Raw genomic sequence first — 15926 nt, forward strand, 5'->3', positions numbered from 1 at the left:
GGATTACTTGGCAATGAGGCCGTTGAACTCGTTGGTGTAGAGCTTCTTGGGATCAAGGTCGTCCTTGATGATCCCGACAGACTTCAGGTAGTCGTTCCAGCGGGTGAAGTCCTCGTCCTTGATTTCGCCCTTGGCGGGCACGCCCACGCTCTTCCAGTACTGCAGGGCGGCGGGGTTCTCATTCCGGCCGCGCTCCTTGATGATCTTCGTAAAGCGCGCAATCACTTCCTCGCGGGGCGTGGTGCGTTCCCATTCGATCGCCTTCGCGACGCCCGTGGTGAACGTCCGGGTGGTGTTGGGGTTCTGGGCGATGAAATCCTCGCGCAGGACGTACGGGCCGCCGGCGAACGTGCCGAACAGCTGCGAATCACTGAAGACGGACCGCAGCCCGCCGTTCGCGATGGCCTTGTCCTGAAGGATGCTGCCCAGCGAGCCGGCGTCCACCTGGCCGCGGCGGATGGCTTCCTCGGTGTCGTTGGGCGGGACCACCACGAGCTGGACCTGCTTGATCTCGTCAGCGGTAAGACCGTTCTTGCGGAGGTACGTGTTGATGACGGCTTCCGAGTGGGCGCCCAGGGTGTTCACAGCGATCTTCTTGCCGATGAAATCCCTGGCCGTCCGGATGGGGCTGTCCTCCTTGACGTAGAAGCCGTTGAAGGTCTTCTTGTCCTCGCCGTAGTAGTTGATGACTGCCTTGACCGGCGCCCCGGCCTCGATCAGTTTCACTACGGCTCCGGCGAAGGCCCCGCCGAAGTCCGTCTGCCCGGTGGCTGCCGACTGGATGTCCTGCGGGCCGCTGATGGTGTTGCCCACCCAGTTCAGCTTCACGTCGCCCAGGTAGCCGAGGTCTTCGGCGAGTTCGGGGAGGGTCACGGTGTTCGCCCACCCCTGGTAGCGGAGTTCCTTCACCTCGGTGGCTCCGGGTTCGCCCGTGCCGGCCACCGAGGGGCCGCCGCAGCCGGACACCGTCAGGGCGATGACGACGGCGGCCGCAGCACTCAGGATGGTCAGGTGTCGTTTCATGTGAAGTTCCTTCAGTGGATTCATGCTTGTCGCGGGGTGAATGGTTCGGTGCGGAATGGTTCAGTGGGCGGGTCCGTGGCGGCTGGTTTTCCGACCGTCCCCTGCCCGCCGCAGCGGCCGATGGATCGATGTAAGCGCACTTCCGCGCCGCACGAAAGTGCCCGGTTCACGGCGGGAAACCCTTGGAAATCCGCGGAAATACGGCGAAACGAAAGGTCATGAGGCGCCCGGTTTCGTCAGGTGAAACCCTGTGACGGCCGGCATGCGGAGTTGCCCGCGGGACAATAGACTTCCGCTTTTGGTCGTATTGGTCGCCGCCGGGGACCGGTCATCTTCGCCTTACCGGGCGCGGGCCGGATACGGTAGAAGCATGACGTCTTCTTCCACCGCCGAGATCACCCGGCACGAACGCAACATCCCTGCCGAAATCGCCCGTTCGTGGCTGCTGGTCAATGCAATGAAAACTGAACTCTTCGACCAGTCGGCCGTGTCCCGTGCGGATTCCATCATTCTGGACATCGAAGATGCGGTGGACCCCTCGCAAAAGGATGCAGCCCGCGACAACGTGGTGAACTGGCTGACCGGCGGCGGCCAGGCCTGGGTCCGGATCAACGACGCCACCAGCCCGTTCTGGGCGGATGACCTCGCGGGCCTTCGCGGCACCCCGGGTCTCCTGGGCGTCATGCTGGCCAAGACTGAATCGGCGGACCAGGTCACGGAAAGCTTCCACCGGATGGACGGCAAGACGCCCGTGATCCCGCTTGTGGAGAGCGCGCTCGGCATCGAGGAAGCCAACCACATCGCCAAGGCCCAGGGCGCGTTCCGCCTCGCCTTCGGCTCCGGCGACTTCCGCCGTGACACCGGCATGGCCGCCACCCCCGAAGCCATGGCCTACCCGCGCGCCAAGCTCGTGGTGGCCAGCCGCGTCGGCAACCTGCCCGGGCCCATCGACGGCCCGACGGTCGGCACCAACCACCCGATCCTGCGCGAGCAGACCGGCATCACCGTGATGATGGGCATGACCGGAAAGCTCTGCCTCGCCATCGACCAGACCAGCGTCATCAACGAGGTCATCAGCCCCACGCCGTCGGACGTCGCCTGGGCCACGGACTTCATGGCCGACTTCGAAGCCAACGGCCGCGTGATCCGCGACGGGTCCGACCTGCCGCGCCTGGGCCGTGCCGAAAAGATCATGAAGCTCGCGGTAGCCTTCGGCGTGCAGCCGGCGCTGTAGCCCGCGCCAGCATTTCCAGGAGACCCCGTGACCGATACCCGCTATCTGGTGCACGGGGTCTTTTGGGAGGGGCCTCCGGCGGCTTTCGCCGGCACCCGCCCCGGTCTCCGGCTGTGCGGACGGTGGCAAACACTGCCTCGGTCATGCCAAGGTCTTTTCGCCCACTGATTGGGGGCACGGACTAGTAGACTGTCATGGTGCTGAACGAATTCTGGGCCGTTGCGCCCACATCCTACAAGATTCTGGTTTTCAGCGCGATGGGCCTGATCGCCGCCGGAATAGTTCTCAACATTGCCGGCAACGCCGCCCACAATCAGGGCCTAATGGTCGCGTCGCTGCCAGTGATCGGCGTGGGCCTGCTCCTGCACGTCGTGGCGCTGGTGATCCGCGGCCAGCACGTCAGGAAGAGCTACAAGAGGTAGCCTGCGTTCCTTCGGACATGGCTGCGCGCGTGCTCTATCGCCGCCGGCAGGTCGGTGAAGAGGTGCTTATGGTGGCGCAGGGACCGGATGACACCCACGTTCGTGACCAGCGCCAGGTGCTCCGGCCGTACGCCCTTCAGTAGCACGGTGATGCCGCGCAGCTCCAGGGCAGCGATGACCTCCACCAGTGCGTGGGCTCCCGTGGCGTCCAGCAGCCGCACCTGAGACAGGCGGATGACCGCCACCTGGATGTCCTTCACTTGGCTGATCTCCTGCAGGATGCGTTCAGCCGCGCCGAAGAACATCGCGCCTTCGAGCCTAAAGATGGCAATGTGGTCGTCGCCCTCGACCGGCTTCTCTGCAATCTGCTCGCGCCGTACCCCGCTGAGCGAAGCAAACTTCCGCAGCGTCAGCAGTGCAGCGGCCGCCAGCCCGATCTGGATGGCAACAATCAGGTCAAAGGCCACCGTGATGACCGCCGTCAGGACAAAGACGGCGGCGTCCGCGCGGGTGGATCGAAGGATGGCGTTGACAGTGCGGGTTGAGACCATCCGTGTGGCTGTCACCATCAGAATCCCGCCCAGCACCGCCAGCGGAATTCTGCCCACCAGCCTTGCCGCGAGGTAGATGATGGCAAGCAGCACCAAGGCATGGACGATGGCCGACACCCGGGTTCTGGCGCCGGAGCGAACGTTGACGGCCGTCCTGGCGATGGCGCCGGTGGCCGGCATGCCGCCGAACAGCCCGGCCGCGATGGAAGCCAGCCCCTGCCCGGTGAGTTCGCGGTCCGGGCTGTAGGGGCCGCCCGGCCTGCTGTCCGGTCCGGTCATGCCGGACGCGACGCGTGCTGACAGCAGGGACTCGATCGCCGCCAGCGAGGCGATGGCTACGGCAGGCATCAGCAGCCCGCTGAGGGCGCCCAGTTCAAGAGACGGCAGGCGGGGCGCCGGCAGGGAATGGGGGAGGGTCCCGATGCGGGGGATGTCCAGGCGTAGCAGTTCCGCCGCTACAGTCACCAGCAGCACTGCGATCAGGCTTGCGGGAAGGGACTTGTGAAGCTTGGATGCCACCAGCATAACGGTGGCCACGGCTGCGACCACTGCCAAAGTCTGGAGGACCATCGGTGACCTGGCTCCCGCGGCTGCCTCGACTGCTGCCAGAAGCGTGTTGTGTCCGGGAAGCCCTGCTGTGCCGGTGGCCAGCGGCACCTGCTGGAGGAAAATGATGGCTGCGATGCCCAGCGTAAAGCCCTCCACCACGGGCCAGGGGATGAACGCAACGGCCCGCCCCAGGCCGCTGATCCCCAGTGCACAGACCATCAAACCGGCCAGCAGAGTCACGAGTGCGACGCTGCCGGGCCCGTGGGCGGCCACCACAGGGGCCAAGACCACCACCATGGCGCCAGTGGGGCCGGACACCTGCACATTGGATCCGCCCATGATTGCCGCCACCAAGCCCGCCACCACGGCCGTAATCAGTCCTGCCTCGGCACCCACGCCTGAACTGACGCCAAAGGCTAGAGCCAGCGGAAGGGCCACGATGCCTACGGTGATGCCGGCAAGAAGATCCGTCCGCCAGGAGGAGCGCAGACCGTCATAGTCGCGCCCAGACGGAAGAAACTTCCAGAGCGCCGATTTCAGCCCGGGCGTCCGCAGCTGCGCCTTGTCTGGCCGTTCCATGCCTGCCGTTTCCGAGCCGGCGCTCATGCCGAGGGGCCGGCGGGGTATCCGCTGGGCAGGTGCGTGCTGGGCAAATCCTGCGCAAGCCGGAGCTGCTCGTTCGAATCCGCCAGTGTGTCCAGCAGGAATGCCCGGGCAATGGCCAGGAGCTCGGCGATCTTGGGGTGCGCGATGCGGTACGTCACCACGTTCGCTGAGCGGACGGACGTGACCACCTTGTGCCGGCGCAGTGTTGCCAGGTGCTGGGACAGATGCGAGGCTTCCAGGCCTGTTTCGGACAGGAGGAAGCTCACCGGGGCGGCGGTGTCCGGGGCGGCCGCCAGCAGCTCGAGGATCCGGATCCGCGCCGGATGCGCAAGCGCCTTGAAGAGGTTCGCCTTGATTTCGTACAAGGGTGCCTGGGCTGCGGAAATCATCGTGACCTGCCGTTCCTGTTCAGACCGGCCCGTGGCCCGAATTGATGGAATGATGAATTCATCATATCACCCGGCGGGTAACAGCCGGCTGTGGAGGGGGAAACGATAGGCTTGAGGGCATGACTATCAATCCGGATCTGCAGGGTCGGAGCTACCCTGCCGCAGAGGTGTACGACGTCGGCCGCGAGAAAATCCGGGAGTTTGCCCGCGCAGTCAAGGCCACGCATCCCGCCCATTTTAACCTCGACGCCGCGCAGGCCCTGGGCCACCGCGATCTCGTGGCTCCGCCAACTTTTGCCATCATCATCGCACAGCGTGCCGACGCCCAGCTGATCGAGGATCCGGAGGCCGGCATCGACTTCTCCCGCGTGGTCCATGCCGACCAGCGGTTCACCCACCACCGCCCCATTTTCGCAGGTGACCGACTAGTGGCTGAGCTGCACGTCGACGGTGTCCGTGCCATGGGCGGCGGTGCCATGATCACCACCCGCGCGGAGATTTTTGCACTCACCGACGCGGACGGGCGGGAGCCTGTGTCCACCACCAAGTCATCCATCCTGGTCCGCGGAGAGGGACAGTAACCATGAACCCCACCTTCGAAGAACTGAGCGTCGGCCAGGACATCGGCACCCGCAGCATCGGCGTCACCCGGCAGGATCTGGTCAAGTACGCGGGCGCCTCGGGGGATTTCAATCCCATCCACTGGAACGAGGCCTTCGCCACGGGCGTGGAGCTTCCCGGCGTCATCGCGCACGGCATGTTCACCATGGGCGCTGCGGTGCAGCTGGTGACCGACTGGGCAGGTGACCCGGCCGCCGTCGTCGATTACCAGACCCGCTTTACCAAACCGGTGCTGGTCACCGACACCACCGGGACCGCCGACGCCGGAGCGGTGATCGAGGTCAGCGGAACCGTCGGCGCGCTCGACGCCGAGGCGCGCACCGCACGCGTGGACCTCGCCGTGGTCTTTGACGGGCAGAAAGTCCTCATGAAGGCGCAGGCTCTGGTCAGGGTGTCCTGAAACGTGATGCGTTCTTGAGTTCCACAGCCGTCCAGGCGCCGGAGGTCACCCACTGGCGAAATGCGGTGGTGGTGGCCTACGCCGCCAGCGGCATTGCCTTTGCCTCCTGGGTCTCCCGGCTGCCTGCCATACGGGACGGCCTGGACCTAACTCCGGGGACCATCGGGCTGCTGCTGCTCTGCATGACGGCCGGCTCCTTTCTGTCGGTGTCGGCCTCGGGACTGATCGTGCTGCGGCTCGGGTCCAAACGGACCATCCGGACCGGCAGCATCATGGTGGGCATCGGACTTGTTCTGGCCGGATTCGGAACGTCGGTGCTGGCTAGTCCGCTGGCGGTTGCCGCCGGACTGGCCGTCATCGGGCTGGGCACGGCGAGCTGGAACACGGCCTCCAATGTGGAAGGCGCCGCGGTGGAACGCGCCGTGGGACGGCACATCATGCCGCGCCTGCACGGCGCATTCAGCCTCGGAACCGTGACCGGCGCAGGCCTTGGGGCCTGGGCGGCCGGAACGGGCGTGCCGGTGTTCTGGCACCTCGCCGCCGCGGGCCTGGTAGTTGCCGGTTCGGTGACGACGGCGGCCCGCTGGTTTCTCGCGGACGTCACCCCGATTGGACGGGACTCCACGTACCGGCAGGACACCTTCGAAGACCCCATCACGGGCCCGATCCCCGTCATCCGCCAGGGAGCCGAGACAAGCGAGGCCCCACTGGACAACAAGCGCAAGATCGCCCAGGCCTGGCGCGATAAGCGGACACTGCTGCTGGGCGTCATGGTGCTCGGCCTGGCGTTGGCCGAAGGCGCGGCGGGGGACTGGGTGGCGCTGGCGCTTGCCGACGGCCACCACCAGTCGGACGCTGCCGGTGCGGCGGGCTACGGCATTTTTGTCACGTTCATGACGGTGGGCCGGTTCGCCGGAACCGTGGTGCTGGACCGGTTCGGCCGGGTTCCCGTGATGCGCTGGTGCTCGGCGCTCGCCGTCGCGGGACTGGCACTGTTCGTTTTCGCGCCAGTTCCGTGGCTGGCCTACACCGCCCTGGCCGTGTGGGGGCTTGGTGCGTCGCTCGGTTTCCCGGTGGGAATGTCCGCCGCCGCCGACGACCCTGCCAAGGCAGCTGCCCGGGTGTCCGTGGTCTCCACCATCGGCTATGGAGCTTTCCTGTGCGGGCCGCCGCTGCTGGGCCTTCTGGCCGAGCACGTCGGGATCCTGCACTCCCTGCTTGCTGTCATGGCTGTGCTGGTGGTGAGTTTCCTGCTGTCACCGGTGGCGCGGAAGGAGCCTGGCCCAAGCGGGCGCAGGCACAATAACGGGCGGGGCGGCAATCCAAGTTAAGCTGGACGGGTGACTCCCACCATGCTTTCCGATCTGACCACGGCTGCCGTCGGCGGCCCCGCCGGCAACTATATCGAGGCCCGCACGGAAGCGGAGATCATTGACGCGGTGCGGACTGCCGACGCCGCCGGGGAGCCCCTGCTGATCATCGGCGGCGGATCCAACCTGCTGATTTCCGACGACGGGTTCCCCGGAACCGTCGTGAGGATCGCCTCCGAGGGGTTCACCGTCACCGCGGAGGACTCGTGCGGCGGCGTTGCCGTGGTGGTCCAGGCCGGCCACAACTGGGATGCCCTGGTAGAGCATGCGGTGCTGCACGCGTGGTCCGGGATTGAGGCGCTCGCCGGAATCCCCGGAGCCACCGGCGCCACCCCGGTGCAGAACGTGGGAGCGTACGGATCCGATGTTTCACAGACCATCGCCGCTGTCCGCACCTGGGACCGGGAACGCAACGCCGTGCAGACATTCACCAGCTCCGAGCTCAAGTTCGGTTACCGGGACTCCATCCTCAAGCAGACCACTGTTAACGGCTCCCCGCGCTACGTGGTGCTCACGGTCGAGTTCCAGCTGCCGCTGGGCCGGATGAGCGCCCCCGTCCGCTACGCCGAGCTGGCCCGGGTCCTCGGCGTCGAGCAGGGCCAGCGGGCCTACTCCAACGACGTCCGCCGTGAAGTCCTCCGGCTGCGTGCCTCCAAGGGCATGGTCCTCGACCCGGCAGACCGAGACACGTACTCCACCGGCTCCTTCTTCACCAACCCCATCGTCTCCGCAGAGGTGGCGGCAGGGCTTCCGGAGAATGCGCCGCAGTATCCGGCCGGATCGGACGGCCTGGTGAAACTTTCCGCGGCGTGGCTGATCGACCAGGCCGGGTTCGGCAAGGGCTTCGGGCTGGAGGCCGGAAGCGTTTCCGGTGGCAGGGCCTCGCTGTCCACCAAACACACCCTGGCCATCACCAACCGGGGCTCTGCCAGCGCCGCCGACATGGTGGCGATCGCGCGGGAGGTGCGGGCCGGCGTCGTCGGGCGTTTCGGCATTGAACTTCACCCGGAGCCGCTGCTGATTGGCGTGGAGCTCTAAAGCCGTGGTTGCTGCGCTGACCTGACGTGCCGGCCGTCCTAGGATGGGCCCATGGCATCGGTGGCGCGGACACGGGTTACGGCAAAGATTCTCGGCCGGCTGCGGCTGGCCTCGCAAGGGCTGCTGGGGGAGGGGTTCGCCGGCGTTCCGGAGGCTGTCCGCCGGATGACGGCGATGCAGGCCCAGGACCTTCAGGCCGCGCTGTGGGCCGTGGGCCTGCGGGTTCCGGGCGCGGCGCTCAGCGACGTGCGGGCCGCCCTGGACGCGGGAACCGTTGTGCGGTCGTGGCCCATGCGCGGCACCCTCCACCTGCTGGCCCCGGAGGATCTGCGCTGGATCCTGAACATCACCACGGCACGGCTGGTCCAGGGCATGTCGAGCCGGCACCGACAGCTGGAGATCACCGGCAGCGACGTTGACGTCTGCCGGAAGGTCGCACTGGACCTTGTCTCCGGAGGGCGCGGGGTTTCCGGAGGGCGGGACGTTTCTGGAGTGCAAGGCGCCACGCGCGGGGAGCTGTTCGCGGCCTTCGACGCCGCAGGCCAGCCTCCCACTGGGCAGCGTGGCATCCACCTGTTGGGTCTGCTGTGTCAGAGCGCGTCGCTGGTGCCCGGGCCGCTGGACCGGAACCAGCAGAAGTTCGTGGCGTTCGACGACTGGATCTCCTCCTCGCGAGACCTCGGCCGCGAAGAGGGCATTGCCGAGCTGCTGCTGAGGTACCTGCGCAGCCACGGGCCTGCGACGGTGCGGGACTTTGCCTGGTGGTCCAGCATTCCCCTGACAGAGGTCCGGGCCGCGCTTCCTGCCGTCAGTGGAGAGCTCGTGGAACTGGAGTTTGGCGGAACAAGCTACTGGCTCTCACCCGAGACAGCCGCGCTGCTCGACGACGTCGTGCCCGGCCAGCGCACTGTCCTTGCCCTGCCGGGGTTCGACGAATTTGTCCTCGGGTACACGGACCGGAGCCTGGTGCTGCCGCCGGAGCATGCCCAGAAAATCGTCCCGGGCGGCAACGGAGTGTTCAAGAAGGCGATCGTGGCTGGCGGCGAGGTGGTCGGAACGTGGGCGAGGCATGGAACCGGGCGCAGTGCCTCGTTCGTTCCGGTGCCGTTCGATGACTCCAAGCCCCTGGGCCCGGCGACCTTGGCAGGGTTCACCAGGTCCGCCTCGCGGTATGAGAGGTTTCTCGCGTCCTGAGGCCTCGCGGGTGCTGCCGCAGCAGCCGTCCCGCCCCGTCTCCTCCCGCACGATCGGCCTCCGCCCGCATGACCGGCGGCCCGGGGCAGCAACGGTTGTGCGCCCCGGCGCGGTAGCGGCCTCCCCCGCTCGCTCCTCCGGCCGCCGATAACGCTGACGCGGGCGCAGCACCCACAAAGGGCAAGGGCCTGCCGCCGGGCTACAGTGAGAGTGCAACGGAGACCACTCACGCCAGGGAGCAGCACCATGAGCCACGACTTCATCCTTACGGACGACGACGCCGCACCCGCTGATGCCACCCACGCCCAGGACATGCTGGAAGTCTCCATGCTGACCATGCCCCAGACGGGTTCTGTCGTGGATATCTCCTGGGAAAAATCCCCGCTGGACCAGTAACCTCCGCAGCGACGACGCTGCACCACAGATTTCCTTTTGCTGAGGGAAAAGGTGAGGCCAGCCCCCTAAGGGGCCGGCCTCACCTCACTGACTAAAAGGGCCTCGTTTAAACACTGACTAAAAGGGCCTCGCTGCGCTCGGGCTGTAGAAGCGTTTTTCTGTTTTTTGCTGCTGTCCTGCGGATCGTACGTGCCCGCGTGAATACTACGACCAAAAGGGAGTTGATGCTGGTGAGGCCAACCCCACCCCGGTCGGGAATCGAGTACTACAGTGGATGCATGGCTGCCAGCCGCAATCCGCTCGACGACCTGCGCGAAACCATCGGCCATCTGACCGATCAGCTCAGGCTGCACGGTTCGGAGCGCGTTGACGACCTGGTCGGCGATCTCATCGGTGCGAGGCCCGGCCCGGCCCGGCCGCTGTCCGAGGTGCAGGCCGAGCTCGACGCGCTGGTCGGACTGGAGACCGTGAAGGAACAGGTGCGGGCGCTCGTCGCACTGCTCCAGGTCCAGGCCCGCCGTAAGGCGCACGGCCTGCCGGAGGTGGCCACATCACAGCATCTGGTGTTCCTCGGAAATCCGGGCACGGGCAAAACCACTGTGGCGCGGCTCCTAGCCGAGATGTACCGCGCGGTCGGTCTGCTGCAGAAAGGCCACCTGGTCGAGGTTGACCGTTCGGGCCTGGTGGGGCAGTATGTCGGCGCGACCGCCATCAAGACGGACCGGGTGATCCGGCGTGCGCTGGACGGCGTCCTGTTCATCGACGAGGCCTACGCGCTGGCCCCGGAGGACGGCCGGATGGACTTCGGTCCCGAGGCGATCGAGGTCCTACTCAAGCGGATGGAGGACCACCGCCACCGCCTGGTCGTGATCGTGGCCGGGTACCCGCGGCTGATGGAGTCCTTCTTGCTCTCGAACCCCGGACTGCGCTCCCGGTTCGCCCGCGAGATCACGTTCCCCGACTACTCCGTCGACGCACTTCAGACGATCTTCCACCAGATGCTGGCCCAGCACGAGTACACGCTGGAGCCGGGTACGGACCAGATCCTGCGCCGCATCCTCACCGGGCTCCACGCGGGTGAGGACTCCGGCAACGCACGGTTCGCCCGCACGCTGTTCGAGCAGGCGCTCAACCGCCAGGCGCTGCGGCTGTCGCTCGACGAGGAACAAAGTCTCGACGCGCTCGATCGTGAGGCCGTTATGACGCTCACCGCGGACGACATCGTCGAGGCCGCGCTGGCCTTGGGCGAGGAGCCGGAGCCGGAACCGACCCCGGAACCGGAGCAGTCACGCTGGTGGCACTGGCTGGTCTGACCGGATCTGCGGCGGCTGTCAGGCGAAGGCCCGTCCCGAACCCGAGCGGGAAAAGCACAACTATTCCACTGACGTGTAACCCTAGGACAGCTTTCCTACCCACCCCAAGCTTGCTCGCTACGGCCCTGGACCCCCAACGGTCGCAAACAGCGCCACCGCGGCTTCGCGCTGCTCCTCAGACAACGAACTGCCCTTAACATGAAACTGCTCCCCGTAAGTTAGAACTGAATTTTCAGTTCACTTCAGGGAGCAGTTCACTATGGGGTTGGCCTCACCTCTTTTGAAGACTGCACAAAAGGGCCTCGCTGCGCTCGGGCTGTAGTAGCGCTTTTTCTGTTTTTTGCTGCTGTCCGGCGGATCGTACGTGCTCGCTTCACCGGCTCAACCGTCCTGCGGACGGCTGCACACCGGATGGATTGTGTCGGCGCTGCGCTTATTTCCTCCCACAATCCATCCTCTGCTTGCCCTTCGGGTGCCCGGGCTCCGTCGGGCACAGCTACGCGTTGCTCCGCCAGCAGGCAAAAAAACAAACTGTGAGTCTTTACATGGCTGGTCTGGGACTAGCTGGCAGTGTTGATGCCGGTCGTTCTGCCTGGTGCGTGACTCGAAAAAACAATTGCCCCTCGAGGGTGCGTTTCCCCCGATTTGTCCACGCTGGGTGGAGCGGCCGGCGCTGACCTGTCCCACGTCGGTGGCTTGATTAGAAGCTTGCCCAGCCCCTGAAGTTGTGGCTCATCACAGTTTTGCCTCGAGGTGACTCTTCCCAGGTCAGTGCCGGTCGTGCTGCGGCCATTCTTGCCCGTTCGAAAGGAAGGAGGGTAGTGCGTTGCCTATCGTTTCGCAGACCCGCCCGTTCGTCATCGGCGTGGACTGCCACGCCCGCACCCACACTTACGCCATCATGGAGGCCAGCACTAAGCGACAGGTCGCGTGCGAGCAGTTCCCGACCACCCTGGCAGGGATTTCCCGCGCACTCGCCTGGGTAGGCCGAAGGACAGACGGCGATATGGGGTGTCTTTGGGCTGTTGAGGGTATCGGCTCATATGGGGCCCGTCTGGCCAAGGCAGTAGCGGACGCCGGTTACGACGTCGCCGAAGCTCCACCGATGAACGCCCGAGGCCGTCGGGGGCTGGGCAAATCGGACCCGTTGGACGCCACCGCCATCGGTACCGCTGTCCTTGGCTTGGAGGAGTCCCAACTCCGGGTTCCGCGACGGGATGAAGGAACCCGTGCCTGTCTCAGGATCCTGAGTACGGCACGGGATCAGCTGACGCGGGAACGAACAATGAACGTCAATGCACTCATCGCCCTCTCCGGGCCCATGACCTTGGAATCGACGCCCGTAAACCGCTGGTCCCCGCCCAGATCGCCACGATCACCAGATGGCGGGAACGGCAGGAGCAGATGGAACTGGCGATCGCGCGCGAGGAAGCAGTTCGGTTGGCGCGTCGCGTTCTTGAAGTGACCACTCAGCTGGCCGCGAACCAGAAGCGCATGACAGGGCTGATTCAGCAAAGCCCCGCAGCGCCGCTGTTGGAGATGGTGGGCGCCGGCGCCGTTTCAGTCGCTGCCGTCCTGACGGCTTGGTCGCATCCAGGAAGGGTTCGCAGCGAAGCTGCTTTCGCGTCACTGGCAGGGGTGAATCCCTTGCCGGCCTCAAGCGGTAACACTGTCCGTCACCGGCTCAACCGGGGCGGTGATAGGCGCCTCAACCGAGCCTTGCACACCATCACGATGACCCGGATGGTTCACCATCCCGGAACGCGGGAATACGTCGACAAACGCACCCAAGAAGGCCGCGGCTACCGCGAAATCCGAAGATCCCTCAAGCGCTACCTAGCCCGAACCCTCTACCGTCAGCTCAACACCCTTTACGCCTCTATGGATCCAGCCCGCCCAAATGTTGCAGGGGCAGAGCCCAGCCAACTCGTCGGAGCGTATCGCGATTCCGCGCCACGCCTAGCCCCCATCGCCGCCCCAGCGTCCTAGCGCGATGATCGCCTCACGCAAGGCAAGCCCGCGGTCGGTCAGCACGTAGGCCCGGGTGTTGTGCCGGAGGGGCAGACGGGACAGTACCCCGGCTGCTTCGAGCTCGCGCAGGCGGGTCGCGAGAATGTTCGTCGGCACTCCGAGGTCGCGCTGCAGATCGCCGTAGCGCTGCGGCCCGTCGAGCAGCCGCTCCACGATGAGCAAGGCCCACCGTGCTCCCACGATATCGAGGGCCGCAGCGAGGTCGCTCACTCGGTCGGATCGGCGTCCGGTTTCATCCAAAACGGCGAGTAGTGGTAGCCGTCAGGGTCGTCGAACTGGCGCTGGTACATGAAGGGGTAGTCGTCGATATCACCGATCCGCCCGCCGGCGGCACCGGCGCGCTCGACGAGCTCATCGACCGCCTGACGGCTGCCGAGGTCGAACGAGACCGTGACCTTGGAGGGCGTATCGGGGCCGCCGACCAGCTCCTCGGCGCCGCCGACGCTCGCATACATCTCGCGGCTGCCGAGCATGACGTACTGCTCGGGGGCGATCGCGAAGCATGACACGTTGTGATCGGACATTTCTGGGTTGAGGGTCCAGCCCAGGGCGGTGTAGAAGGCGGTCGCGCGCTCGACGCTCTCGACCGGGCAGGTGATGAAAAGGCTCATGCTGCTCATACTTGCAAAATGCAAGTATGACGTCAAGATCTCGGGAGCGCGGTCCGCAACTTGCAGGCGTGAGGAACACGTTCAGAGGTACGCGGGATCTCGTTCACGTTTCGAGCTGTGACGTCCAGCGGTAAATGGCGGCGCTTTGGCGGCGCTATTTGTCGCGCTCCCATGGGCCAGCTGAAAATTGTCTCGAAACCCTAGGGATTCGAGGCGTCTCATTGGACGAGCATTGATTGTCGTTGATTTCTTGGAACTGGGACCTTTTTGGCGGGACACCACCGCCAGGGATCAGCGGTCGATCGAGACCATATTGGCGTCGTCGTGCCGCGCCCCTGCTGCGGGCTGGAGTGAGTTCAGGCGCTCGAGCTGGTCTGCGGTGAGCTCGACGGAATCGGCTGCGGTGTTTTCCTCCACACGGGATACGCGGCGGGTGCCGGGGATCGGGGCGATGTCGTTCCCACGGGTCAGCAGCCAGGCGAGGGCTGTCTGGGCTGGGGTGGCGCCAATCTCCGCGCCGATGCTCTGGACTTCGTCGACGATGCGCAGGTTCCGGACGAAGTTTTCCCCCGTGAAGCGCGGGTTGGTTTTGCGCCAGTCATCATCGGCGAAATCCTCCACCGTCCGGATCTGCCCGGTGAGCAGACCATGCCCGAGCGGCGAGTAGGGGACGAAGCCGATGCCCAGTTCACGCAGCAGCGGCAGAATTTCGTCTTCGACGTCGCGGGTCCACAGGGAGTACTCAGTTTGCAGGGCCGAGACGGGCTGCACGGTGTGTGCCCGGCGGATTGTGTCCGGGGAGGCCTCGGACAGGCCGAAGTGCAGTACCTTACCCTCGGTGATCAGGTCCGCGACGGCCCCGGCGGTCTCTTCGATGGGCGTGTTCCGGTCGACCCGGTGCTGGTAGTAGAGGTCGATATAGTCGGTGCCCAGTCGCTTCAGGGATCCCTCGACAACCGTGCGGATGTTCGCTGCGCTGCTGTCCGTAACACCGGCGCCGCCACCGGAATGGGAGACAAGGCCGAACTTGGTGGCGATCTTCACTTCGTCACGGCGTCCCTTGATGGCCTGGCCCACGATTTCCTCGCTCAGGAACGGCCCGTAGATCTCCGCTGTGTCGATGTGGGTGACTCCGAGCTCGAGTGCACGGTGGATCGTGCGGATCGATTCGCTGTTATCCAGGGCGCCCTCGCTGGTGTAGGTGCCGGCCATGGTCATGGCGCCGAGGCCGATGCGGGAGACTTCCAGGTCCCCGAGACGTGCGTTTTTCATGCTGTGTTCTCCTTCGGTAGGGTTCTCAGGCTTGGGACGTGGGCATGGCCCACAGCTCAGCGATGGAGGATCGGCGGTGACGGGTCACCATGTACGCGATGCTCTCGGCGATATCCTCCGGCTGCAGCTTCTCGGGGATGTTCTCGGCGTCGGAGACGGCGAGGTCGCCTTTGATGGTGTCGTTGTTGTGTGAGATCAGTTCTGTTTCGACTGCGCCGGGCTCGAGTACGCCGACCCGGACGTGCTTCTTCGTGATCTCCTGGCGGAGCGCTTCTGTGAAGCCGTTCACGCCGAACTTCGTCATGTTGTACGCGGCGAAGTTCGCCCACGCCTGCCGTCCGGCGATCGAGGAGATGTTGACGATGTCCGCGACGCCGCGCAGTTCGTCGTTCGCTGCAGCCAGCAGGTGCGGGAGTGCCGCCTTCGTCATGTAGAGCAGACCGCTCTGGTTGACTGCGATCATCCGTTCCCACTCGTCGACCTCCTGATCGACGACCGGTCCGAGGAGCATGAGCCCGGCGTTGTTGATGAGAATGTCCAGGCGGCCGAATTGGTTTACAACCTCTGCTACGGCCTGTTCAGCCTGGGTTCGGTCGGTGATGTCAGCAGGAACGGCGTAGGCGGTGCCGCCGGCAGCCTCGATCTCGGCCACGAGTGTGTCGAGGCGGTCCTTGCGTCGGGCGACGACGGCGACGGACGCCCCCTGCTCGGCGAGGGCACGGGCGGCGGCGTCACCGATGCCGCTGCTGGCCCCGGTTACCAGGGCAACAGTTCCGATGAGTTTTTCTGTCATTGGTTGTTCTCTTTCATAGGGTTTTGGCTGAATTTGGGCAGCCGTCAGCAAAGTCCGTTCAACGGAGACTGTTAGCGGGTTGCCCGAATTGCTCGTTAAGTGGTTGCTACTGC

General features: G+C 65.6%; 16 protein-coding genes and 1 pseudogene. 10 read left to right on the forward strand and 7 right to left on the reverse strand.

The window, feature by feature from the left end; all coding sequences use genetic code 11:
• Nucleotides 1-3: 3 nt before the first annotated feature.
• Entirely contained in the window at nucleotides 4-1023 is a 1020-nt protein-coding gene (locus tag LQ144_RS05250) for an ABC transporter substrate-binding protein (RefSeq protein ID WP_230117511.1), read from the reverse strand.
• Between the two features lie 370 nt (nucleotides 1024-1393).
• Between LQ144_RS05250 and LQ144_RS05255 the strand changes: the two genes are divergently transcribed.
• Nucleotides 1394-2257, forward strand: coding sequence for a CoA ester lyase (locus tag LQ144_RS05255; protein WP_230117512.1), 864 nt, complete (start codon nucleotides 1394-1396; stop codon nucleotides 2255-2257).
• 197 nt (nucleotides 2258-2454) lie between these two features.
• Nucleotides 2455-2679 (forward strand): DUF3188 domain-containing protein, encoded by a 225-nt coding sequence (locus LQ144_RS05260; RefSeq protein ID WP_230117545.1) that lies wholly within the window; start codon nucleotides 2455-2457, stop codon nucleotides 2677-2679.
• Here LQ144_RS05260 and LQ144_RS05265 read toward each other — a convergent pair.
• Together LQ144_RS05265 and LQ144_RS05270 are read right to left on the reverse strand one after the other, a co-directional pair.
• Complete coding sequence (locus tag LQ144_RS05265; RefSeq protein ID WP_230117513.1) at nucleotides 2667-4358, reverse strand: SulP family inorganic anion transporter; 1692 nt, start codon at nucleotides 4356-4358, stop codon at nucleotides 2667-2669. The two genes, LQ144_RS05260 and LQ144_RS05265, sit on opposite strands and share 13 nt — an antisense overlap.
• A gap of 23 nt (nucleotides 4359-4381) precedes the next feature.
• Nucleotides 4382-4774, reverse strand: coding sequence for a metalloregulator ArsR/SmtB family transcription factor (locus LQ144_RS05270; protein WP_230117514.1), 393 nt, complete (start codon nucleotides 4772-4774; stop codon nucleotides 4382-4384).
• A gap of 119 nt (nucleotides 4775-4893) precedes the next feature.
• Here LQ144_RS05270 and LQ144_RS05275 point away from each other — a divergent pair, with 119 nt between their 5' ends.
• The 8 genes and pseudogenes from LQ144_RS05275 to LQ144_RS05310 form a co-directional block, all read left to right on the forward strand.
• Nucleotides 4894-5355 (forward strand): MaoC family dehydratase N-terminal domain-containing protein, encoded by a 462-nt coding sequence (locus LQ144_RS05275; protein ID WP_230117515.1) that lies wholly within the window; start codon nucleotides 4894-4896, stop codon nucleotides 5353-5355.
• A 2-nt stretch (nucleotides 5356-5357) separates the two neighbouring features.
• Complete coding sequence (locus tag LQ144_RS05280) at nucleotides 5358-5795, forward strand: MaoC family dehydratase (RefSeq protein WP_230117516.1); 438 nt, start codon at nucleotides 5358-5360, stop codon at nucleotides 5793-5795.
• Between the two features lie 14 nt (nucleotides 5796-5809).
• Nucleotides 5810-7126 (forward strand): MFS transporter, encoded by a 1317-nt coding sequence (locus tag LQ144_RS05285; protein ID WP_230117517.1) that lies wholly within the window; start codon nucleotides 5810-5812, stop codon nucleotides 7124-7126.
• A 9-nt stretch (nucleotides 7127-7135) separates the two neighbouring features.
• Nucleotides 7136-8203 (forward strand): UDP-N-acetylmuramate dehydrogenase, encoded by a 1068-nt coding sequence (locus tag LQ144_RS05290; protein ID WP_230117518.1) that lies wholly within the window; start codon nucleotides 7136-7138, stop codon nucleotides 8201-8203.
• 51 nt (nucleotides 8204-8254) lie between these two features.
• Nucleotides 8255-9397: a winged helix DNA-binding domain-containing protein gene (locus LQ144_RS05295; RefSeq protein ID WP_230117519.1), complete on the forward strand. Its 1143-nt coding sequence runs from the start codon at nucleotides 8255-8257 to the stop codon at nucleotides 9395-9397.
• A gap of 246 nt (nucleotides 9398-9643) precedes the next feature.
• A complete protein-coding gene (locus LQ144_RS05300) occupies nucleotides 9644-9793 on the forward strand; it encodes a hypothetical protein (protein WP_230117520.1) in 150 nt (49 codons plus the stop codon).
• A 278-nt stretch (nucleotides 9794-10071) separates the two neighbouring features.
• Complete coding sequence (locus LQ144_RS05305; protein ID WP_230117521.1) at nucleotides 10072-11106, forward strand: AAA family ATPase; 1035 nt, start codon at nucleotides 10072-10074, stop codon at nucleotides 11104-11106.
• Between the two features lie 826 nt (nucleotides 11107-11932).
• Nucleotides 11933-12975, forward strand: a pseudogene (locus LQ144_RS05310) (IS110 family transposase); the annotation flags it as partial.
• 90 nt (nucleotides 12976-13065) lie between these two features.
• On the opposite strand, the gene LQ144_RS05315 reads toward LQ144_RS05310, so the two are convergent.
• From LQ144_RS05315 to LQ144_RS05330, 4 genes are all read right to left on the reverse strand, one after another.
• Nucleotides 13066-13347 carry a helix-turn-helix domain-containing protein gene (locus LQ144_RS05315; protein WP_230117522.1) on the reverse strand — a complete coding sequence of 94 codons (282 nt, stop codon included), beginning with the start codon at nucleotides 13345-13347 and terminating at the stop codon, nucleotides 13066-13068.
• Nucleotides 13344-13748, reverse strand: a complete 405-nt coding sequence (locus tag LQ144_RS05320; RefSeq protein ID WP_056630246.1) for a VOC family protein — start codon at nucleotides 13746-13748, stop codon at nucleotides 13344-13346. Before LQ144_RS05320 ends, LQ144_RS05315 begins: the two co-directional genes overlap by 4 nt.
• Before the next feature lie 291 nt (nucleotides 13749-14039).
• A complete protein-coding gene (locus tag LQ144_RS05325) occupies nucleotides 14040-15020 on the reverse strand; it encodes an aldo/keto reductase (protein WP_230117523.1) in 981 nt (326 codons plus the stop codon).
• A gap of 25 nt (nucleotides 15021-15045) precedes the next feature.
• Nucleotides 15046-15813 (reverse strand): SDR family NAD(P)-dependent oxidoreductase, encoded by a 768-nt coding sequence (locus LQ144_RS05330; RefSeq protein ID WP_230117524.1) that lies wholly within the window; start codon nucleotides 15811-15813, stop codon nucleotides 15046-15048.
• Nucleotides 15814-15926: the final 113 nt, after the last annotated feature.

Origin of the sequence: Arthrobacter sp. Bi83 (genome assembly GCF_918698095.1) — a bacterium.
In the GTDB taxonomy this organism is placed as follows: domain Bacteria; phylum Actinomycetota; class Actinomycetes; order Actinomycetales; family Micrococcaceae; genus Arthrobacter.